The 20,719-nt window shown below is 60.0% G+C and carries 22 protein-coding genes; all 22 read right to left on the reverse strand.

Annotation, left to right across the window (positions count from 1 at the left end):
- Nucleotides 1-86: 86 nt before the first annotated feature.
- Nucleotides 87-767: a sulfite exporter TauE/SafE family protein gene (locus tag FGF66_RS02645; RefSeq protein WP_139456150.1), complete on the reverse strand. Its 681-nt coding sequence runs from the start codon at nt 765-767 to the stop codon at nt 87-89.
- Between the two features lie 185 nt (nt 768-952).
- On the reverse strand, nt 953-1,138 hold the full coding sequence (ccoS, locus tag FGF66_RS02650; RefSeq protein WP_139456151.1) for a cbb3-type cytochrome oxidase assembly protein CcoS: 186 nt from the start codon (nt 1,136-1,138) through the stop codon (nt 953-955).
- A 10-nt stretch (nt 1,139-1,148) separates the two neighbouring features.
- Nucleotides 1,149-3,563: a heavy metal translocating P-type ATPase gene (locus tag FGF66_RS02655; RefSeq protein WP_281279042.1), complete on the reverse strand. Its 2,415-nt coding sequence runs from the start codon at nt 3,561-3,563 to the stop codon at nt 1,149-1,151.
- 185 nt (nt 3,564-3,748) lie between these two features.
- Complete coding sequence (locus FGF66_RS02660; protein WP_139456152.1) at nt 3,749-4,180, reverse strand: hypothetical protein; 432 nt, start codon at nt 4,178-4,180, stop codon at nt 3,749-3,751.
- Nucleotides 4,159-4,596 (reverse strand): FixH family protein, encoded by a 438-nt coding sequence (locus FGF66_RS02665; RefSeq protein ID WP_139456153.1) that lies wholly within the window; start codon nt 4,594-4,596, stop codon nt 4,159-4,161. Before FGF66_RS02665 ends, FGF66_RS02660 begins: the two co-directional genes overlap by 22 nt.
- A complete protein-coding gene (locus tag FGF66_RS02670; RefSeq protein ID WP_139456154.1) occupies nt 4,593-5,705 on the reverse strand; it encodes a 4Fe-4S dicluster domain-containing protein in 1,113 nt (370 codons plus the stop codon). The genes FGF66_RS02665 and FGF66_RS02670 overlap by 4 nt, the downstream gene beginning before the upstream one ends.
- A gap of 80 nt (nt 5,706-5,785) precedes the next feature.
- Nucleotides 5,786-6,247 carry a c-type cytochrome gene (locus FGF66_RS02675; RefSeq protein WP_139456155.1) on the reverse strand — a complete coding sequence of 154 codons (462 nt, stop codon included), beginning with the start codon at nt 6,245-6,247 and terminating at the stop codon, nt 5,786-5,788.
- A gap of 39 nt (nt 6,248-6,286) precedes the next feature.
- Nucleotides 6,287-6,448 (reverse strand): cbb3-type cytochrome c oxidase subunit 3, encoded by a 162-nt coding sequence (locus FGF66_RS02680; RefSeq protein ID WP_129050744.1) that lies wholly within the window; start codon nt 6,446-6,448, stop codon nt 6,287-6,289.
- Entirely contained in the window at nt 6,445-7,116 is a 672-nt protein-coding gene (gene ccoO, locus FGF66_RS02685) for a cytochrome-c oxidase, cbb3-type subunit II (protein WP_139456156.1), read from the reverse strand. The genes FGF66_RS02680 and ccoO overlap by 4 nt, the downstream gene beginning before the upstream one ends.
- Before the next feature lie 30 nt (nt 7,117-7,146).
- Nucleotides 7,147-8,541 (reverse strand): cbb3-type cytochrome c oxidase subunit I, encoded by a 1,395-nt coding sequence (locus tag FGF66_RS02690; protein ID WP_139456157.1) that lies wholly within the window; start codon nt 8,539-8,541, stop codon nt 7,147-7,149.
- Nucleotides 8,542-8,870: 329 nt separating this feature from the next.
- Nucleotides 8,871-9,935, reverse strand: coding sequence for an S-methyl-5-thioribose-1-phosphate isomerase (mtnA, locus tag FGF66_RS02695; RefSeq protein WP_139456158.1), 1,065 nt, complete (start codon nt 9,933-9,935; stop codon nt 8,871-8,873).
- A gap of 24 nt (nt 9,936-9,959) precedes the next feature.
- Nucleotides 9,960-10,781: a purine-nucleoside phosphorylase gene (locus FGF66_RS02700; RefSeq protein ID WP_139456159.1), complete on the reverse strand. Its 822-nt coding sequence runs from the start codon at nt 10,779-10,781 to the stop codon at nt 9,960-9,962.
- A gap of 225 nt (nt 10,782-11,006) precedes the next feature.
- Entirely contained in the window at nt 11,007-11,696 is a 690-nt protein-coding gene (locus FGF66_RS02705) for a YggS family pyridoxal phosphate-dependent enzyme (protein ID WP_139456160.1), read from the reverse strand.
- Between the two features lie 11 nt (nt 11,697-11,707).
- Nucleotides 11,708-12,196 carry a peptidylprolyl isomerase gene (locus FGF66_RS02710; RefSeq protein WP_139456161.1) on the reverse strand — a complete coding sequence of 163 codons (489 nt, stop codon included), beginning with the start codon at nt 12,194-12,196 and terminating at the stop codon, nt 11,708-11,710.
- Between the two features lie 33 nt (nt 12,197-12,229).
- On the reverse strand, nt 12,230-12,919 hold the full coding sequence (locus tag FGF66_RS02715) for a tetratricopeptide repeat protein (protein ID WP_139456162.1): 690 nt from the start codon (nt 12,917-12,919) through the stop codon (nt 12,230-12,232).
- A gap of 124 nt (nt 12,920-13,043) precedes the next feature.
- Nucleotides 13,044-13,823 (reverse strand): TatD family hydrolase, encoded by a 780-nt coding sequence (locus tag FGF66_RS02720; RefSeq protein WP_139456163.1) that lies wholly within the window; start codon nt 13,821-13,823, stop codon nt 13,044-13,046.
- Entirely contained in the window at nt 13,820-14,302 is a 483-nt protein-coding gene (gene lspA, locus FGF66_RS02725; protein WP_139456164.1) for a signal peptidase II, read from the reverse strand. The genes FGF66_RS02720 and lspA overlap by 4 nt, the downstream gene beginning before the upstream one ends.
- 78 nt (nt 14,303-14,380) lie before the next feature.
- Nucleotides 14,381-15,268 (reverse strand): shikimate dehydrogenase, encoded by an 888-nt coding sequence (aroE, locus tag FGF66_RS02730; RefSeq protein WP_139456165.1) that lies wholly within the window; start codon nt 15,266-15,268, stop codon nt 14,381-14,383.
- 21 nt (nt 15,269-15,289) lie between these two features.
- Nucleotides 15,290-16,687, reverse strand: a complete 1,398-nt coding sequence (locus tag FGF66_RS02735) for a tetratricopeptide repeat protein (protein ID WP_139456166.1) — start codon at nt 16,685-16,687, stop codon at nt 15,290-15,292.
- A 90-nt stretch (nt 16,688-16,777) separates the two neighbouring features.
- Nucleotides 16,778-18,652, reverse strand: coding sequence for an excinuclease ABC subunit UvrC (uvrC, locus tag FGF66_RS02740; protein ID WP_139456167.1), 1,875 nt, complete (start codon nt 18,650-18,652; stop codon nt 16,778-16,780).
- A 164-nt stretch (nt 18,653-18,816) separates the two neighbouring features.
- Complete coding sequence (locus tag FGF66_RS02745) at nt 18,817-19,041, reverse strand: DUF6814 family protein (RefSeq protein ID WP_139456168.1); 225 nt, start codon at nt 19,039-19,041, stop codon at nt 18,817-18,819.
- 27 nt (nt 19,042-19,068) lie between these two features.
- On the reverse strand, nt 19,069-20,694 hold the full coding sequence (locus FGF66_RS02750; protein WP_139456169.1) for an MFS transporter: 1,626 nt from the start codon (nt 20,692-20,694) through the stop codon (nt 19,069-19,071).
- Nucleotides 20,695-20,719 lie beyond the last annotated feature (25 nt).

Consider the following 20,719-nt stretch of genomic DNA (forward strand, 5'->3'; position numbering starts at 1 on the left):
ATTGTTACGGCTGTAAATGGGGTATACGATGGCAGGGAATGATATAGAAATCTGATCTGTCGGAAAAGCGATTTCGTGGGAAGGCCTTAACCCCGGAAGGCGCTGTAGATGAACCATAACCCCGTTGCGATCATGATGAGGCTGGCGAGGCGGTAGAGGCGCTGGCGGGTTTTTTCGCCGATGAGGGCGGCGGTTTTGCCGACGACGAGCAGTGCCGGGGCGGTGCCGAGGCCGAAGAGGAGCATCATCAGCGCGCCCTGCACCATGCCCGCGAAGTGTTCGGGGGCGTTCATGGCGGCTCGCGCGGCGGCGAGCAGCGCGGTGAAGGTGAGGCCGCAGGGGAGGAAGCCGAGCACGAGTCCCAGCGGATACCATGCTCCGGCGGATGGCGAGTTTATGAAGAGGTTCATCGTTTTCCGCACGAAGGGCATGGCGGGCGTGCAGGCGAGCAGGCGCTTGCCAAAGGGGAGCCATCCCGCGGAAATCAGCCCGACCAGCACGATGAAGAGGCCGCAGAGCGCCATGACGGCGGTCTGGATCGGGTCGATTGAGGTGGCGAGCGCCAGGAACGAGCCGGTCGCGCCGACTGCCGCGCCGAGAATGGTGTAGGTCGTCACCCGGCCCAGGTTGTAGAGCAGGTGATGCGTCCAGCCGGGCCGAGCCGGGCCGAGCGACAGCGCCGCCACCACCGGCCCGCACATGCCGATGCAGTGGCCGAATCCTCCGGCCAGTCCGGCCAGCAGCATCGCAAGAAGTTCACCCGTCATGTTTTCGATGTTGATTTCTCCATTGTATTGATCGAAATCGACAGTGTCGTCGTGGAAAGAAATTGGGCTGAAACCCGGATCTATTTTGCGCTATTCATGAACCCCGGTTTGAAAACCGGGGCAATGTGAATGTAAGAATTCTGAATGTCCGTCGGGCTGAAGCCCTCCTGAAGACTTTGCACTCCTCACTTGTCCATATTCCCGGACTTTTTCTTCGGCTTGTTGCGAACCTCGTCGTCGTCGTCGAGCATCCGGTATTTCGGGGCTTCGGCGTCGTCGAACTGGCCGCTGCGGACGGCCCAGAGGAAGAGCGCCCAGCCGCCGAGGCCGATGACGAAGCCGAGGGCTATGAGGAAGAAGGTGCTTGCCATGCGTTGTCCGTCAAAGTTTTCTGAGCCTGAGCGAGTTGCTGACCACCACGAGCGAGCTGGTCGCCATGAGCAGCGCCGAGACGATCGGGTGCAGCACTCCACCGACGGCGAGCGGCACGGCGATGAGGTTGTAGCCGAAGGCCCAGGCGAGGTTCTGCCGGATCACCGCGAAGCATTTGCGCGAGTGGCCGAGGAGCGTGCCGAGCAGTTCGAGGTCGTCGGTCATGATGGTGACGCCCGCGCTTTCGATGGCGATGCCCGTGGCCGTGCCGAAGGTGACGCCGGTGTCGGCCTCGGTGAGCGCCGGGGCGTCGTTGATGCCGTCGCCCGCCATCAGCACGGTCTCGCCGTTGCGTTTCAGCTCCCTGATTGCGTCGGCCTTGCCGATGGGGTCGAGGCCGGAGCGCACCTCCGTGATGTCGCACTTTCCGGCAATATACCGCGCCACGCCCGCATTGTCGCCGGTGAGAATCATCAGCCGCAAGCCCTGCGAGCGGAGCGCCGCGATCATCCGTCCCGCGTCGTCGCGCAGCTCGTCGATCAGGCCGAACAGGCCCGCGAGCTTGCGGTCGCAGGCGACGAAGACCGTCGTTTTGCCCGACGCTTCGAGCCGGTCGGCAGCGTCGATGCAACTCTTGTCAATCACCACCCCCTCTTTTTCGAGCAAGGCGCGTGATCCGGCAAGCCACGCTTCTCCCTCGATCACACCCGAAACGCCCATGCCCGGCACGGCGCGGAATGCTTCTACCGGGAGGATTTCGCCATGCCATCCCTCCGCAATGGCGCGGCCCGCCGGATGCCTCGACAGGCTTTCGAGCGAGGCGCAGCGCTGTGTGAAATTGCCGGACGCGCCGTAGTCGAAGGCGTCGGTCAACGCCGGAGCGCCGCGCGTGATGGTGCCGGTTTTGTCGAGCACGACGGTGGTGGTTCTGGAGACCGATTCGAAAATGTCGCCCCCCTTGACGAGGATGCCTTTGCGGCTGACCGCCGTGGTGCCGACGAGGATGGCGAGCGGCGTGGCGAGGCCCAACGCGCAGGGGCAGGCGATGACGAGCACCGAGACGGAATTCATCAGCGCCGTGACCGGCGGTGCTCCGGCAAAGTGCCACCAGGCGAAGGTGCCCGCCGCGAGCAGGATGATGGCGGGCACGAACCATCCGGCGACGCGGTCGGCCACGCCCTGAATTGGCGCCTTGCGAGCCTGCGCCTCCTCGACGGTGCGGATGATGCTCGCCAAGAGCGTCTGCTGCGCGTTGCCGGAGACCCTGACGCGCAGCCGTCCGGTGATGGCGCAGGTGCCCGCATAGACCTTGCTGCCGGAGCTTTTCGTGATCGGCGCCGACTCGCCGGTGAGCATCGACTCATCGACGTCGGCCTCGCCGCTCGCCACCGCGCCGTCGAGTGGCACACGGTCGCCGGGCAGCACCTCAATGAGCGCTCCTTCGCCGATCCGTTCGAGCGGCGCGAGCGAGGTTTGTCCCTCCGCATCGACAAGCAGCGCTTCGCGGGGTTGCAGGTCGGCGAGCGCCGCCAGCGCGCTTCCCGCCTTGAGGCGCGATCCAGCTTCGAGGAAGCGTCCGAGCAGAATGAAGGTGACGATCATGGCCGAGGTGTCGAAAAAGACCTCGCCGCCGGTAAAGATCATCGCCACGCTGTAAAAATAGGCCGCGAGCGAGCCGAGCGCCACCAGCACATCCATGTTCAGCGCCCGGTTGCGCATCGAGCGCAGGGCGTTGGAGATGAAGGGGAAGCCGGAGTAGAAGACCACCGGCGTGGCCAGCGCCCACGAAATGAGCTGGAAGGCGAGGCGATAGGTCGATTCGATGCCCTGAAAGAATCCGGCGTAGAGGGCGGCGATGATGAGCATGAGCTGCATCGAAAAGAAGCCTGCCGTGCCGAAGCGAAGGAGCAGGTCGCGCTTTTCGGCGGCAAAGGCCTCGACCTCCGAGCCTTGCCGGAGGGGCCGGGGCAGGTAGCCGATTCCGGAGAGCGTTTTGAGGATTTTGTCGAGCGTTATCGAATCGTTTCGCCACTCGACGGTCGCGCGGTGCGTGGCGTAGTTGACCCGCGCCGACACGATGCCGTCGAGCCGCCCCAGCACCTTTTCGACGAGCCAGACGCACGAGGCGCAGCGGATGCCCGAGAGCAGCAGCTCGATGCGGCTTGTCGTGCCGTCGGTGACAACGTCGCCCGCGAACTCCCGCGCATCGACAGCGGCGAAGGCCGGGCGGCCCGGCTGCCAGTCGCAGCGCTGCTTGTAAAAAGCGTCGAGCGACTCGCCGTGGATCAGCTCGTACGCGCCGAGGCAGCCGTGGCAGCAGAAGTGGCGGGCCTCGCCATCGATCTCCGCCGTCACCGCCGCCGAAGCGGGCATCTCCAGAAGGCAGTGGTCGCAGCGGATGGTCTGATTACTCCGGAGGTTCAATGTATCACTATTGGTTTGCAACAAAACCTCGCTTTACGGTCATTCCGAGCGAAGCGAAGAATCCAGAAGTTATTGTCCGGAAACAAGATGGATTCTTCATTTCGCTACGCTTCATTCAGAATGACAAACGCTTTTCTTGCATGTTTTGACGATCTGTTGTCGCCAGGTAATAACAGCCTTTCGCTTCAGTCACGGACGTTGAAGGTGAAGGCGGGATTGCCGAGCTCCGGCGAGAGGATGGTCGCCTTCCAGAGGGTGCGGCCGCTCCTGCACTTGACGACGATGCCCGCGCCCTCCCATGCGCCGTCGGGTTGCCGCTTCAGCGTGACCTGGTTCTTGCCCATCATCATGCCTGGCATGGAGAGGTCGAGAATCAGGGTCGAGGGCAGCCCTTCCGCCGGGGCCATCGTCACTTTGAAGGTCAGCTCCTGCATGTGCCTGACCGGCCTCGGCGTAATGTCGAGGGTCACTTGTCGTTTGCCAGCCTGTTTGGTGCAGGGGCCGTTATGGATGGCGTTGCTGTCGGCGGCGTAATCGGCCAGCGCTGGCGTCGCGCCGAGGGTCATCGCCAGGAGGAGCGCCGTTCCGGCGCGTTTCAGTAAACGTCGTAAAACCATGATTTGCTGGTGTTTAGGTTGTTTGCGGAAAGATCGATCCTGACCAGCCATTTGCCCTTGGCGGGCACATCGACCGTTGCTTGATAAATGCCGGGCGCGGTTTCGCGCATGGCGCGGGTTACATCCTGGCCGCTGCTCTGAACCTTGCCGATGAAGAGCTTCACGGCGGCGTTTGTCAGCGGCTTGCCGTGTTCAGTGAGCACGAAGGTCAGTTCGTTCTCGCCCGGCCGGATCGACGCCGGTCTTCTGACTTCGAGGCCGATGCGCCGCTCCTCTGTTTTTTCGCGGAACCAGCTACTCTGCCTCAGGTAATAGTCTGGCTCCACGAGTCCATCGGCGTTGCGGAATGCCGCCACGAGGCCGCTGATCATGGCAAACAGAAACAGCGCGTAAATGGCGATAATGAATGGTTTCACAGAAATCCCGCCTCCCTGCTGATTGAAATATCCCTGCCTTTGAGCGTCAGCTTCACCGTGTCACGTTTTCCTTCCGCCCTGATGAGCACCTTGTTTCTCGCCTCGCCGAAGGGCTTGATGGAAACGGTGCGCTCGCCGATGAGCGTCGCGCCATCCGGTGCTTCGATGGTCAGTTCGAGCGGCTCGCCGGTGTTGTTGTAGATCGTGTAAGCGTAGCGGTTCAGCCCGGCGGGCAGCGGCTCCTGCACCCGGCTGAGGGTGAATTCGACCGGCGGACGCATGGCGAAGAGCAGCACGACCACCAGCGCCGAGGCGGCGGTGATGGCCGCGAGCCAGAAGGTTTTCGGGCGGATGATTTTGCCCTTGTAGTTCGGGAAGGGTGGCAGGTTGCGCTTGCCGCTCTTCAGCCAGCAGGCGTCGATGCACTCCGCGCAGGCGATGCAACTGTTGCTGAGTCCCTCTTTGATGTCGATGCCGACCGGGCAGATGCGTACGCAGTCGTCGCACTTCATGCAGGTGGAGTCGCGCGACTTGTCGTACTCGATCACCAGCGTATCCTTGTCGAACAGGGTGTTCTGCATGAAGGCGTAGGGGCAGATCGTGGTGCAGAATTTGCGCCCGAACAGGGCCAGTTCGAGCCACACCACCGCCCAGAGCACGATGAAGAATCCGGCGATCAAGGGCGAGGTGAACAGCCCGCGAATGGCTGCCGCCGGGGGCACGAAGTACCAGATCATGGTGATCGAGACCAGTGCCGAGACCGGCAGTAGCACGAGCTTTTGCAAGGTCTTGCGGTGCTGCTTGCCGAAAATCGCGGCGAGGCTTTCGGCCAGGTCGAGCAGCACGGTCTGCGGGCAGAGCCAGCCGCACCAGACCCGTCCGAAAATTATCGTGACCGCCGAGATGAAGAGCAGCAGAAAAAGGGTGGCCGCGAGGATGAGATAGAAGTCGCCGATCCGGATGACCGAGCCGAAAAAGTAGAGGTTCAGCTCCCGCAGGTCGAACCGGAAGGCGCTCTGCCCGTTGACTTGCAGGAACGGCAGGCCGGTGAGGAGAAGGGCCTGAAGGAGTTCGACGGCTCTCCGGTAACGTTTCCAGACAATCTGCATGGCGCTGAACAGTGTGTGGTTGAGAGCTTACAAGAGCGCAAGCCCCGGACCTGGTTCCTCCGGGGCTGCGTTTTCAGGAGCTATTTTCTCAGGCTTTCGATGAAGGCGACGATCTTGTAGATCTTGTCGTTGCCGAGCTGCTGGCCGAACGGCGGCATTCCGTTGGGCCGACCAGCCGAGATCGACTCGAACAGATCGCCGGGCGTCGAGCCGTACTTCAGCGCGACCTTCAGGTTCGGGCCGATGCCTCCGCTGGCGTCCGACATGTGGCAGGCCGCGCAGCTCGCTTCGTATTCACCCTTGCCCGCGGCGATGGCCTCCGCTTTGCCGACGTACATGCCGGGATTGGCAGGCGCGGCTGCCGCCGATTTCCGGGCGGCTTTCATCTCCTCGTCGTACTGCTTGTAGAATGACCAGCCAGAAATGGCGGGCGTGAAGCGTGCGACATAGACGACGAGAAAGACGATCACCCCGATAAAGAACGCAAACCACCCTTTGGGAATCTTGTTGTGACCCTCCTGCGGGACTCCGGAATCATTCATGTGAACCTCCTCGTAACAGGTTTCTTGAACGGTTGCTGATTAGTCGTGATGCTCTTTTTTGTCGTCGTCCTGGAGCATCCGGTATTTGGGTTCCTCGACCTTCTTCTTGCGCTTCGGGTTGAAATAGTAGGCAATGATGCCCGCCATCACAAGCGCAAGGATAATGGTGAAGGCGACATAGGCTATCTGCGAAAAGTTCATTGCTGACTCTCCATTGCCTTGACGTCACGCCCGAGCTTCTGCATGTAGGCGATGATGGCGTCCATTTCGGTCAGCTCGCCCCGCAGCGCCGCCGGAGTCACCTCGTCGCGCGTGGCTTTCGAGTCGTAATCGGGCGCGGTGACTCTTGCCTTGTAGTCGGCGATCTGCTGCTGAACCTCAGCCTCCGAATAGCCGTAGCCGAGAATCTGCGTTTTTCTGAATGACTCGGAGGTGTCGAGTTTGTTTTCGGCGAGCCAGCCGTATGGCGGCATGTTGGATTTTCCGAACATCGACTGCGGGCTGTGCATGTGCCGGTAGTGCCACGAATCGGGATATTTGCCGCCGATGCGGTTCAGGTCGGGGCCGGTGCGTTTCGATCCCCAGAGGAAGGGACGATCCCAGGCGAACTCCTCGGCCTTCGAGTACTCGCCGTAGCGCAACACTTCGGTGCGGAGCGGGCGGACGGTTTGCGTGTGGCAGTTGTTGCACCCCTCGCGCATGTAGAGGTCGCGCCCCTCCTGCTCGATCGACGTGTAGGGTTTGACGTAAGCGCTCACCGGCTGGGTCGATGGCATGAACATCGGCACGAACACCGTAACCACCGTGCCGACAAGGATGACCAGCGTCGCAATGACCGCGAAGACGACCGGTTTTGAATAGATCCCCATGATGCAAACTCCTTTTTCAGGTTTGGTGGTTTAAGCTTTCGAGGTGGCCGCTGGCGCCTGCCTGACGGTCTGGATGATGTTCCAGGCGAAGACAAGGATACCGATGAAGTAGATGACTCCCGCGGCGAAGCGCATCCTGTAGTAGGGATAGAGCGAGGTCAGTCCGTCGAGGAAGCTGTACATGAGCGAGCCGTCGGGATTGGTGGCTTTCCACATCGCGGCCATCTGGATGCCGCCGATCCACATCGTGACCGTCCAGGCGAGCTGGCCGACGAGGATGAGCCAGAAGTGCGCGTTGGCGAGCTTCACGCTGTACAGCTCGCGGTCCGTGATTCTCGGAATCATGTAGTAAAACGAGGCGGAGATGATCATCGTCACCCACCCCATCGTGCCCATGTGCACGTGGCCGATCACCCAGTCGGTGTAGTGGAAGAAAGCGTTGAGCGTCCGCAGCCCCTGCAACGGCCCCTGCAAGGTCTGAAGTCCGTAGAAGGTGATGCCGATGATGAAGAACTTGGTCAGGTAGTTGGTGCGCATCTGATCCCAGTTGCCCTGAAGCGTGTAGTAGCCGTTGACCACCGATCCCCACGACGGGGCGATGAGGAAGATGCTGAAGGCGATGGCCACCGTCTGGATCCACTCCGGCAGCGGGGTGAGCATCAGGTGGTGCGCGCCCGTCCAGAGGTAGGCGAAGATCAGCGCCCAGAACGAGACGATCGAGAGCCGGTGGCTGTAGATCGGCAGTCCGGTGGCCTTGGGCAAAAAGTAGTAGAACATCGCCAGCACCGGCACGGTAAAGATGAAGCCCACGATGTTGTGGCCGTACCACCACTGCACGTTGGCGTCGTTGCCGCCGGCGTAGATGCTGTAGGATTTGTAGAGGTTGAGTGGAATTTCGAGGTTGTTGACGATGTAGAGCACCGCGATGGTCACGGTCATGGAGACCAGGTACCAGAGCGAGATGTACATCTGCTTCTCCTGCCGCTTGATGAGAATGGCGAAGACGTTGATGGCGAACATCACCCACATGATGACCACGCCGACGTCGAGCGGCCACTCAAGCTCGGCGTACTCCTTGGTGGTGTTCATGCCCGCCATGAGGGTCACGGCGGCGGCGGCGATGGCGGCGTTGAAAACCCAGAGATGCGCTTTGGCCAGACGCGGAAAGGGCAGCGGCGTACGCGTGAGCCGTTGCAGCATGTAGTAGGCGGTGGCGAAAATGCCCGAAAGCCCGAAGCCGACGCCAAGCCCGTTGGTGTGCACGACGCGCAGGCGTCCAAAGCTGAGCCACGGGGTCAGGTTCAGCGCCGGGTCGAACATCTCGAAAGCGAGCCATAGTCCGATGACAAGCCCGATGACAAGCCAGAAAAGCGCTGAAAATGCGAAACCCCGGACAACGGAGTAATCATAACCGGTGTCGTTCATGCCCTTCTCCTGAATCTGGTTGATGAAAAGATAGTGAGGAAGGGCACCGCTGAATCAGCCGTTATCCAGGTTCTGAAGCAGTGGATTCCGGTGAAGTGAAACGCGAATGACGGGGGTCAGGGTGTCCCATGTTGATGAGCAATGGCCGCAATGTAAAGAACAGTGTTTATAACAATTGTATAATGCAAATGTACGAAACCGGCGTTTTAGGGGAAAGAAAAATCGACGGTTACGGCATCGTGTCGGGTGATTTGGCGGCGGGGCCGGAAACGCGAAAAGGCCCCCTTTCGAGGGAGCCTTTCGTTGTGCGTGAGCGTTGTGGCGATGGATCAGCCGTTGACTACGCGGGCAAGCCCTTCGTTGTAGTTGCCGACGACCGCCTCTTTTTCGGTGATGATGCCGCGGATGAGCGTGCCGGGGGTCACGTCGAAGGCGAAGTTCACCACCGGAGTCGTCGGCGTGGCGACCTGTGTGCCGAAGATTTTGCGCAGCTCGTCGGCGTCGCGCTCCTCGATCGGAATCTGCGACCCTTCCGACATGGTGATGTCGATGGTCGAGACCGGCGCGGCGATGTAGAACGGCAGGCCGTGATATTTCGCGCTGATGGCGTGGGCGTAGGTGCCGATCTTGTTGGCCGAATCGCCGTTGGCCACGATGCGATCCGCGCCGGTGACGGCGAAGTCGATCATGCCGCGCTGCATCAGAATCGCCGACGAGGAGTCGGAGATCGAGGCGAACGGAATGCCGTCGTGCTCCAGCTCCCAGGCGGTGAGGCGCAAGCCCTGCAAGAGCGGGCGGCTTTCGGCGGTGATGACGCGCTCGATCAGCCCCTCCTGATACGCCAGGCGGATCACGCCAAGCGCCGTGCCAATGCCGCAGCAGGCGAGCGTGCCGGTGTTGCAGTGCGTGAGCACGTTGAGCTTGCGGGTCTTGAGCACGTCGGCGAAATCCTGCTTCAAGAGCTCGACGCCGTGGCGAGCGATCTTGTCGCAGTTGTCGATTTCGTCGTTGTGGATTTTGTACGCCATGTCGGTCATCTTCGCGAAAAGCGCTTCGAGCGAATCGGCCTCGTAATTGGCGTCATAGACATCCTGCATCTTTCTCGTGGCGAAGAACAGGTTCACGGCGGTCGGGCGCGAGGCGTTGACCTCGGCGACGAGGTTCGCGAAATATGCCGGGAAGCCCGCCTTGTCGCCCTGGTAGGCGTTGATGCCGAGCATCACGGTGTAGCCCGCCGAAGCGCCGATGAGCGGAGCGCCACGCACGGCGAGAGTCTTGATGGCCTCGATGGCCTCAAGATAATTCTGTGTCTCGACATAGATCTCCTTCAGGGGAAGGTAGCGCTGGTCGAGGTATCGGAAGGTTCCGTTTTTAAAAGAGATAGCGTCTATCATGTATCGGTGTTGCCTTGTTTGGAATTAAAGGTTTGCGACGACGTTTCTGAAGATGGTGGTCATGTGTGGCTCGGCGCGGCTGGAGACCTCGATGATCTCCTCGATGCCGACCGGCACGAGGCAGTCCGGGAAGCACTCGTCGGTGACGATCGACATGCCGAACACCTCGGTGCCCTGATGCACGGCGGCGATCACCTCCGGCACGGTGGACATGCCGACCACGTCAGCGCCGATGGCGCGCAACATGCGGTACTCGGCGCGGGTTTCGAGGCACGGGCCGGTGACGGCGACATAAACGCCGCGCTGCACCTTGATGCCGTGTTCGAGCGCCACTTTTTCGGCGATGTCGAGAATCCTCGGAGAATATGGAGCGCACATGTCGGGGAAGCGTGGGCCGATTTCAGGATCGTTCGGGCCGATGAGCGGGTTTGTGCCGAGCAGGTTGATGTGGTCGTCGATGAGCATGATGTCGCCCTTGCTGTAGCCGGGGTTCATGCCGCCGCAGGCGTTGGTGATCCCGAGCGTCCTGACGCCCAGCTCCTTCATGACCCTGATCGGAAAGACGATCTGCGCCATCGCGTAGCCTTCGTAGAAGTGGAAGCGCCCCTGCATGGCGACCACCTTCTTGCCCGCGAGAGTGCCGAAGATCAGCTTACCGTGATGGGTTTCAACCGTCGAAATCGGGAAATAGGGAATGTCGGCATAGTCGAGCGCGAAGTCGATCTCGATCTCCTTGACGAGTCCGCCGAGGCCGGTACCGAGCACGATGCCCACCGGATACTCCGCCGTGGTTTTTTTTCTGATGTATTCTACGGCCTCCCGGATTTTCTGCCTTTGTTCAGTCATGATATTCCCTGTGATTTTAATGGTTTGAAACGGCGAGGAAAAAAAGACATTCAATATAAGCAGCAAGGGGGAGAAGAGGAAATTGGGGAAGAGGAGGAAGTGGGCGAATGTAATGTAAGATGTGGATTTGGTGGACGCTGTGAACATTGTGGACAGAAGATGAAGACGATACTTCGCAGCACTCTATTCTCTTACATTCGTCCACCAAGTCCACTTTCTCCCCACTCACCGCCACCCGAAAATCGCTGTGCCGATGCGAATCATCGTTGCGCCTTCGAGGATTGCCTCCTCGAAATCGCCGCTCATGCCCATCGACAGCTCGGTGAGGAGCGTCGGGTCGGGGGCGTTCTGGCGGAGCTTTTCGAGCGTCTGGCGGAGTTCCGCGAATTCGCGGCGGGCTTCCACCGGGTCGGGCGAGGCGATGGTCATGAGTCCCCGCAGCCGTACGTTCGGCAGGGCGAAGCACTCTTCGGCGGCTTGGAGCACCGATCCGGGATCGAGGCCGTACTTGCTGCCTTCGCGCGACGTGTTCACTTCGAGCAGGAAATCGACGTCGATGCCGTGTTGCTCGGCGCGTTTCGACAGCTCCTCGGCGGTGCTCACCTTGTCGATGCCGTGGATCATCGCCGCCTTGCCGACGATCTGGCGCACCTTGTTGGACTGGAGGTGGCCGATGAAGTGCCAGTCGAGCGGCAGCCCCGACAGTTCGGGCGCTTCGAGCTTTTCGAGAAACTCCTGCACGTAGCTCTCGCCGAACTCCCGCTGGCCCGCATCCCACGCCTCGCGCACGGCGGCGGCGCTTTTGGTCTTCGAGACGGCGATGAGCGTTACCTCATCTTCGCTCCGGCCCGCCTTTCGGCAGGCCTCAGCGATCTGTTCCCTGACGGCAGCGAGGTTCGACGAGACGCTTTCCATGCTTTCGACGATCAGGCGGTTACCGGGGTGATGGTTTCGATGGTCACCGGTTTGAGCGGGTTGTCGCGCATGTCGGTCTCCACCACAGCGATGGCGTCAACCACGTCGATGCCCGACTCCACGACGCCGAAGACGGTGTATTCGCCGTCGAGAAAGCCGTTGTCGGCCTGGTTGATGTAGAACTGGCTGCCGGACGAGGCTTTCTGCGGATTGTTGTCACGCGCGGCGGCAAGCGTACCTTTTTTGTTGGAGTGCTTGATTTCAGCCGGAACGCGGTAGTCGGGGCCGCCGGTGCCGTGCATCATCCGCTTCTCGTCGTGGCGGGAGAGCGGATCGCCCGTCTGGATCATGAAGCCTTCGATCACGCGGTGGAAGCGGATGCCGTCGTAGTAGCCCTCGCCGACGAGCTTGACGAAGTTGTCGCGATGCTGGGGAGTGTCGTCATGCAGGGCGATGGCAATATCGCCCATGCTGGTCTTGATGATGAATTTTTCTGGCATGATGATGTGGTTGTGTGTCGAAAAAATATCCTGTCAGATTTGCGGTATCTGCACACCTGCGCCGGAAAGACGCAAGAGTGTGCGCCGGGCGGCTCCGGCAGCCGATGTGGCGGGCCAGGTTTTGATCACCTGATCGAGCAGCTTGGCGGCTTTGTCGGGTTGACCTGCGGAGTCGTAGCTTTCGGCGGCTTTAGCGAGATACATCGATTTGAGCGTCTCGTTTTCAGCGGTCTCCGAAGCTTTTTCGTACTCCGGTGCGGCTTCGCCGAACGCCTTTTTCTGGACATGGCAGGCAGCGGCTCCGGCAACCGCCGATGCCTGAAGATCCTTGTTGTCGCTCTTGAAGCTCTTGTACATCGCGAGCGCTTCGTCCGGCTTGCCATTGTTGAGCAAAATGTTGCCCATGTAAAGCTTGGCCAGGTTGCCGCTCGGCGTACTGCCCCAAGTTTTGGCGATAGTGTTCAGTCCTTTGATCGATCCCTCGCCATTGATCGCCCGGTTGATGTCGCCGGTTTCGATCCACGGGGTGATCTTTGCCAGGGCGAGCGACGCTTCTGCCTGATCGACCCGGCTCTTCTGCATCCAGAAGAGCGTTCCGCCCGCTATAAGGCAGAGCGCGACAAACAGGACGGTAAGCTGCGTTTTGTACTTTATGCCGATTTCAAGCATCCGGTCGGAGAAGGTCGGTTCAGGAAGCGATTTCTGCGGTTGCGTGGTGTTCATATGGTTCGTGCTGTCGTTGCTTTAAATGAGGTGCTCTTGATCGTTCCGCTTCACCGGCGGCGTTCAGTCTGAGGCTCAACCTAAGCAAGTTCGCCTGAATTTCAAAATCGGCGAACCTCGCCTGTCACGGCAGGCTGAACAGGGTTTTGGCATTGCTCGCGAGCGCTTCCACGACCTTTTCGAATGGCTCTGGGCGGTGATCGGCGATTTTGCGCACCGTGTGGACGATGAAGGCCGGTTCGTTGCGTTTGCCGCGCTTGGGCGCGGGCGCGAGGTAGGGCGCGTCGGTTTCGGAGCAGAGATCGCCGAGGCTGACCGACGCCACTACGTCAGGCAGCGGCGACTTTTTGTAAGTGATGGTGCCGGGAATCGAAATCTTCAGGCCGAGAGCGATGCAGCGGCGGGCCATGTCGAGGTCGCCCGAAAAGCAGTGCATCGCGCCGCGCAAGGCGGAGGAGCGCTCCTCCGAGAGGATGCGCAGCATGTCCGGCCAGGCGTCACGGCAGTGGATCACCACCGGCAGGTCGAGCGAGATCGCCATCCGCAGCATTTCGCGGAAAGCAGCCTGCTGGAGTGCAGCATCGTGATCGGGCCAGTGGTAGTCGAGGCCGATTTCGCCGATGCCCACCACGTTTGGCGAGCGCGCCTGCGTCGCCAGTTCGTCGAACAGCTCCGGCGTGAGCGGCGCGTTCGTTTCGTGAGGGTGCAGGCCGACATTCGAATAGATGAAGTCGTGTCGGGCGGCGAGCTCGATGGAGCGCCGGTTTGTTTCGACGCCGGTGCCGGGATCGATCAGGCGCCGCACGCCCGCCGCGAGGAGATCGTCGATCACCCGGTCGCGGTCAAGGTCGAAATCGGGAAAGGAGAGATGGCAGTGGATGTCGCAGAAGGCCGGCGTACTCATGGCTTGCCGAAAATCTTTTCGTGAAACAGCACGAGCATACACGCGCCGATGCTGATGCAGGAGTCCGCGACGTTGAAAATCGGCCAGAGATCGAGCTGAAGCCCGAACAGCGCGCCATGATAGAGATCGAAATAGATGAAGTCCACCACATGGCCCAGCATGAGGCGGTCGAGCAGATTGCCCACGCCTCCGCCGACAATGAGCGCGAAGGCCGTGATGAAGAGCGGGGAGCGGTTGCCAGATCTCCAGACATACCAGACGACGCCTGCCGAAATGGCGAGGGTCAGGAGCAGCAGTCCTGCCGGCGGGAGGAGCCGGACGCTGAATGCTATGCCGAGGTTTTCGGCGTAGGTCAGCTTGAGCCAGTCAGGAATGATGACAATGCTTTGGTTGCCGTCACGCAGGTAGTGGATGGCGAGGAGCTTGGTCGCCCGGTCGAAGAGGGCTACCAGCACTGCGATCAGATAAAAGAGAGCCATGAAAGAGTGTCTTTGTCTGAAGAATCAATGAAGTTCAGCGAAATGTAACACCATTCAGGCCGCTTTCAAATCTCCGCGTCAGGCGTCGCTTTTTTCGATTTCAGCGAGTACGGTTTTTCTGACCAGATCGACGGGCAGCTCCTGGCCAGTCCAGATCGAGAAGGCGCGGGCGGCCTGGGCGATGAGCATCTCGATGCCCGGAATGATCGCCGCGCCTGCCGCGCGTGCTTCGGCGAGCAGTGGCGTTTCGAGCGGGTTATAGACCATGTCGTAAACGATCTGGCCGTCGTGCAAGAGGCCGTGCCCGGTCGGCAGGATGTTGTGGACGTGATCGGCTCTTCCGGCGGTGCCGACCGGCGTGGCGTTGACGAGCACACGGCAATTGCGGATCAGCTTGCTGCACGAGGGCTGGTCGATTTCTCGGCCCGAACAGATGGTGACGAGGTCGCGGTATGCGTACTCTTCGAGCATATCCTCGGCCTTCTGCGTGTCCCGCACCACGAGCAGCACCGACGAGGGATTGAAGTGGTGCCTGAAGGCTTCGACGGCAGCCAGCGCGGCCCCGCCGTTGCCGAAGATGCAGACCGGCCTGTTCCGGATCGACTCCGCCATCGGAAGCAGCGGGGCGGCGAAGCCGTCGATATCGGTGTTGTAGCCAAGGAGGCGGCCATTGTCGTTGACGATGGTGTTCACCGCCCCGATGGAGAGCGCTTCAGGCGAGAGTTCGTCAAGGAACGGCACGACGGTTTTCTTGTACGGAATGGTGACGCTGAATCCCGCGATGCCAAGCGCGCGACTTCCTTTCAGAGCGTCCTCGACAAGCTCCGGCGAAGCGATGTTGAAGATGGTATAGGCGCAGGGCAACCCGAGCGTCTCGAAGCCGGTATTATGAATCAGGGGTGACCAGGAATAATCGACATGCCTGCCGAGAAGCCCGAAAATTTTTTTGGACTGGGAGTTTGACACGATGTTCTTTTCGCTGGTGGTTCAGGAGATTTCCAGCAGCCTGCGCACGGCATCCTGCTGATACAGTTCAGGGAAGGTGCTCTGGAAAAGCTGCTTTTTGTCGGGATCGATCTTGAAAGCCTTGCTGAGCGCCTTGAGGGTGCTCTGGTTGTCGCCCATGGCGAAGTAGGTCGCGGCGATCTCGAAGTGCGCCTCCGCCGAGAGCGGCTGAAGCGAGATCGACTCTTCGAGCGCGCGGATCGATTCATCCATCGAGCCGGCCTCGCGCAGCACCATTGCGTAGTCGAGCCATATCTGCGAGCTGTCCGGCTCCATGGGGATGATCTTTTCGTAAGTCGCCAGCGACTGGTCGAGCCGTCCGAGGTTGTACTCGATCTCCGCCTTGAGCAGGAGGAACTCGATGCACTCAGGCATCTCCGCGATGGCGTAGCCGATGGCGTCGAGCGACGCTTCGTACTGTTCGAGCGCCTCGAAGCAGCAGGCAAGCGCGAACCAGGCGTCGGCAAACTCCGGGTTCAGCTCGATGCAGTGTTCGTAGCAGGCGATCGCCTCGGGGTACTGCTCCAGCTCCTCTTGCGCTATGCCGAGGTTGTAGAGCGCGTTGATGTCATCCGGCTCGATTTCGAGCGTTTTCGTATAGCTTTCGGCAGCCTCCTCGATTCTTCCCGTGATGGCCAGCACATTGGCCCGGTTGTACCAGGCCGAGCTGAAATCGTCGGAAATGGCAAGCGCCATGTCGTAGGATTCGAGCGCCTCCGGATAGCGTTTGAGCTTGCTCAGGACAAGCCCCTTGTTGTACCAGGCATTGATATTGTACGGGTCGAGATCGATGGCTTTGTCGTAGGCGACGAGGCTTTCATCGAGTTTGCCGAGAATGTCCTGGCTGTAGGCCAGTTCGTACCACGCCTCTCCGAACTCCTGATCGAGCTGCAATGTCTGCTCGAAATTTTTCTCGGCCTCTTCGAACCGTTCGAGGCGTTGCAGGATGAGGCCCCGGTAGAACGAGGTATCCCGCTCCGTCGTGGAATCGGTCACGACGCCGCCGATCTCTTCGAGCGCTTCATCGAGGCGTCCGGTATTGAAGTACGCAAGGGCGAGATTCAGGGTCATTTCGCTGTCGGCGGGACTGAGCAGAACGGCGCGCTGAAACGCTTCGAGCGCCTCCTCGAAAAGTCCGTTCAGTGTCAAACTGTTGCCGAGGTGAAACCAGGTTTCCGCGTTATAAGGGGCGAGTTCTTCCAGCCGTCGGGCTGCGACGAGCGATTTCTCGTGAAGTCCCTCCTCGTTTAGCTGGATGATAAGGTCGAGAAGTTCTTCAGGATCGTGGATAGAATCGGGGTCAACGGTCCCTTCCGGTTTGTTCAGAAAGAATCCGGCTGAATGGTTCAGGTCGTCATCGAAAAAATCAAGCAAACTCATACACTCCTGTTCGTGCAAATTTCACGATCATAAGAACATCGTCAATATAGCAGAATTTTCTCAAAAAAAGCGCCCCGCCCGGCCATTCTTTCAGGCTTGGGGAGCGCCGCCTCCGTTGAAATAGCAGTAAATGCTTTCGGCGGTTTTTGTTCCGGCGACGGCGGAGAGTTCTTCGAGAGAGGCTTTCGAGATGCTTTCCACCGAGCCGAAGTGCTTCAGCAGCTTTTCGGCGCTCTTTTGGCCCACGCCCCTGATTTCGGTCAATTCCGTGCGGATCGTCCGGTCGCTGCGGAGCTTGCGGTGGTAGGTGATGGCGAAGCGGTGCGCTTCGTCACGCAATTGTTGCAAAAGCTTGAGCGCTGGCGATGTTTTGGGCAGATTGTACGGGTCGCGCTCATTCGGCACGAAAATCTCTTCGAGCCGCTTGGCCAGGCCCGCCACCGGCAGGTCGAGGCCAAGCTCCCGGAGGGCTTGCCAGGCGACGTTCACCTGCCCCTTGCCGCCGTCGATGAGCACCAGATCGGGCAGCGGCAGTTCGCCCATGAGCGATCCGCCGTAGCGCCGGGTGAGCGCTTCGCGCATGGCGGCGTAATCGTCCGACCCCTCGAAGCTTTTCAGTTTGAACTTGCGGTAGTCCGACTTTTTCGGCTTGCCAGAGACGAAGGTGACCATCGAACTGACGTAATCGGTACCCTGGAAATGCGAGTTGTCGAAGCATTCGATCCGCTCGGGGAGCTTTTCCAGATGCAGCACCTGCTGGAGCGATTCGAGCGCGGGCGACTTTCGCGCGACTTCGCCCCTCAGCTTTTTCTGCGCCATGAACTCGTGCAGGTGGTGCTCGGCGTTTTCGAGGCACATGGCGATGAGATGCGCCTTTTCGCCGATGCGCGGCACCGTGAAGCGCACCTGCCGCCGCTCGCTCTGCCGCGACGAGAGCAGTTGCCGGAGCGTCTCGATCTCCTCCTCCGGCAGCTCCGCCTGGAGCATGATCTCCTGCGGAATCAGGTCGGGGGTTTCGAGGTAGTAGTGCTCCATGAAGGAGGCGAGCAAGTTCGGCAGGGGAGTGCTGCCGGTGTTGGTCAGGTACGTATGGCGCGAGCCGATCAGCTTGCCCTCGCGGATGCGGAACACCACGCCGCACGCATCATCGTCGCCCGCCGCCACCGCGAAGACATCGCGGTCGATCGCTTCGGTGCTCACGATCTTCTGCCGCTCGGCGTAGCGCTTCAGCCCCTCGATCTGCGCCTTCAGGGCGGCGGCCTCCTCGAACTTCAGCTCTGTCGCCTTCTGTTGCATTCGGGCGTTGAGGTCGCGAACGAGCGCCGAGGTCTTGCCCTTGAGCAGCGTGACGATTTCGCGGATCATCGCCTGGTACTCCTCCTCCGGCTGCAACCCTTCGCATGGCCCTTTGCACTTGTGAATGTGGTAGTCGAGGCAGACCCGGTGCTTTTTCGCCGCCACTGCCTCTTCGGTGAGCTTGTACTTGCAGCTCCGGACGGGAAAGATCGAGCCGATCAGGTCGAGGATGAGCCGGAGCTGGGAGGCTTCGGTGTAGGGGCCGAAGTAGAGCGAGCCGTCGCGCCGCACCTGACGGGTGAGGAAGATGCGCGGAAAGCGCTCCGCGGTGATCACCAGCCAGGGGTAGCTCTTGTCATCCTTGAGGCTGACGTTGTAGCGCGGCTTCAGCTCCTTGATGAGATTGTTTTCGAGGATCAGCGCTTCGACCTCCGAGGTGGTGATGATGACGTCGAGCGCGGCGATGTGGCTTACGAGCACGGCGGTTTTGCCCGACTGCCTCGACTGGCTGTTGAAGTAGGAGCGCACCCTGTTGCGCAGATTCCGCGCTTTGCCGACGTAGATCACCGTGCCCGCATCGTTGCTGAAGCGGTACACGCCGGGCGAGGTCGGCAGCGTGGCGAGTGTTTCGGCAAGAGCGGCGTTGGCTGGCAGTTGCTTGGCGTTCATGGGAGTGTTTCGATAAAGGACAGCAGGGACTCAAAAGACACCAAAGACAAATAAAACATTTCTGTCCTTATTGTCCCTGCTGTCCTTTGAGTCCTTTTTCTCCAAACACAAAGAGGCGCCATCTTGCGAGGCGCCTCTTTTGCGGTGAACTGTCCGGTTACCGATCAGTCTACGGAGTCATATTCACCTTTGAGGGCGAATACGCCGAAGGTGATCAGACTGAACGAAATGATCGGCATGAGCACGACGATCACGATGGACCAGAATATCCAGTTCTCTTCGCTGGGCTTTTTGGCGATCTCCGCCATGGCGCGCATGATGGCCAGCGGAATGATACCGACGCCAAGGGCCGCCCACACGATTCCCAATATTTTTTGAATTGCTGACATTGTGTTCTGATTTAGATAGTTACCTGTTTATTCGCCATCGATCACGGTAGGTTTGTTCTTAATGTACACGGTACCGATGATGAAGCAGACTCCAGCGATCAGGATCGGATACATGAGACCTGCGAGCGGATCGGCCTGACCGGCAACTGCGGAAGCATGTCCCGTAACACCATTGATCAGGTTGGAGAGCGGGTTTGAGTAGCCAGGCTCTTTGGATGCCTCGACAAGCCTTGTCGCGATGAGCGGCACCAGACCACCGAAGACACCGTTACCGATGTGGTAAGGCAGTGACATCGAGGTGTAGCGGATTCTGGTCGGGAACAGCTCGACGAGGAACGCGGCGATCGGGCCGTACACCATCGTCACAAAGAGCACCTGGATAAAGACGAAACCGATCATGCGGATAAACTGATCCTGCGGAAGGACAACCTCTTTCTTGGTATCCGGTTTCAGCTTGTCCTTCGGCAAGGCGGCTTTGGCGGCTGCGTCAACCGGGAACATCTCTTTCTTGGTCTCTTTGTAGGTCGTGCCATCTTCGAAGACCTTCTTGGTGATGGTGGTCTTCAGCGAATCGGCGCCGTTGACCGTGGCCTTGTGTTCGACGACCGTTTTTTCCTTGATTTCAACCTTGTTCTTGAGGTTGGCGGTGTCATACATCGCATTGTAGATCGGGCCATAGGAGAGGACGGCGATGAGCATACCGAGCATCATGATCCATTTGCGGCCGATCTTGTCGGAGAGCGCACCGAAGACCACGAAGAACGGAGTGCCGATAACGAGCGCGATGGAGATGATGATGTTGCTCTGCACGAACTCGATGTTACAGGCGTTCTGCAGGAAGGAGAGCGCATAGAACTGGCCGGTGTACCACACGACGCCCTGACCGGCGGTCGCGCCGAGAAGGGCCAGAAGCACCATCTTCAGGTTGTCTTTCTGCTTGAAGCTCTCTGCGAGCGGATTGGTGGACGTCTTGCCCTCTTTTTTGAGCTTCGAGAACATCGGAGATTCCGACATCTTCATGCGGATAAAGACCGAAACGCCGACCAGGAAGATCGAGAGCAGGAACGGCACGCGCCAGCCCCAGTCGTTGAAGACTTCGAGACCGAGCGTCTGACGGACGATCAGGATCACGCCGAGCGAGATGAACAGACCGAAGGTCGCGGTGGTCTGGATGAAGCTCGTCCAGTAGCCGCGCTGGTTGTCGGGCGAGTGTTCCGCGACATAGGTGGCCGCACCGCCATATTCGCCGCCGAGCGCGAGACCTTGCAGCAGTCGCAGAAGGAAGACAATCGCCGGAGCCACGAAGCCGATCTGCGCGTAGCCGGGAACGAGACCGATCACGAAGGTTGAGCCGCCCATGATGACGAGCGTCACGAGGAAGGTGTACTTGCGCCCGATGAGGTCGCCAAGGCGGCCAAAGAAGAGCGCGCCGAAAGGACGGACGACGAAACCAGCGGCGAAAGTGGCCAGCGTGGCCAGCAATGCGGCGGTCGGGTTGTCTTTCGGGAAGAACTGTTCGGAAATGATCTTCGCGAGCGAACCGAAGATGTAGAAGTCATACCACTCGATGAGGGTGCCGACAGAAGAGGCCGCAATGACCTTCCGCGTGCTCGATACCTCTTCGGAGTGGGAGGCAGAATAGTTTTGTGCCATACAAATGCTCCTGGGTTGATGAAAA

Source organism: Chlorobaculum thiosulfatiphilum (genome assembly GCF_006265165.1).
GTDB lineage: Bacteria > Bacteroidota > Chlorobiia > Chlorobiales > Chlorobiaceae > Chlorobaculum > Chlorobaculum thiosulfatiphilum.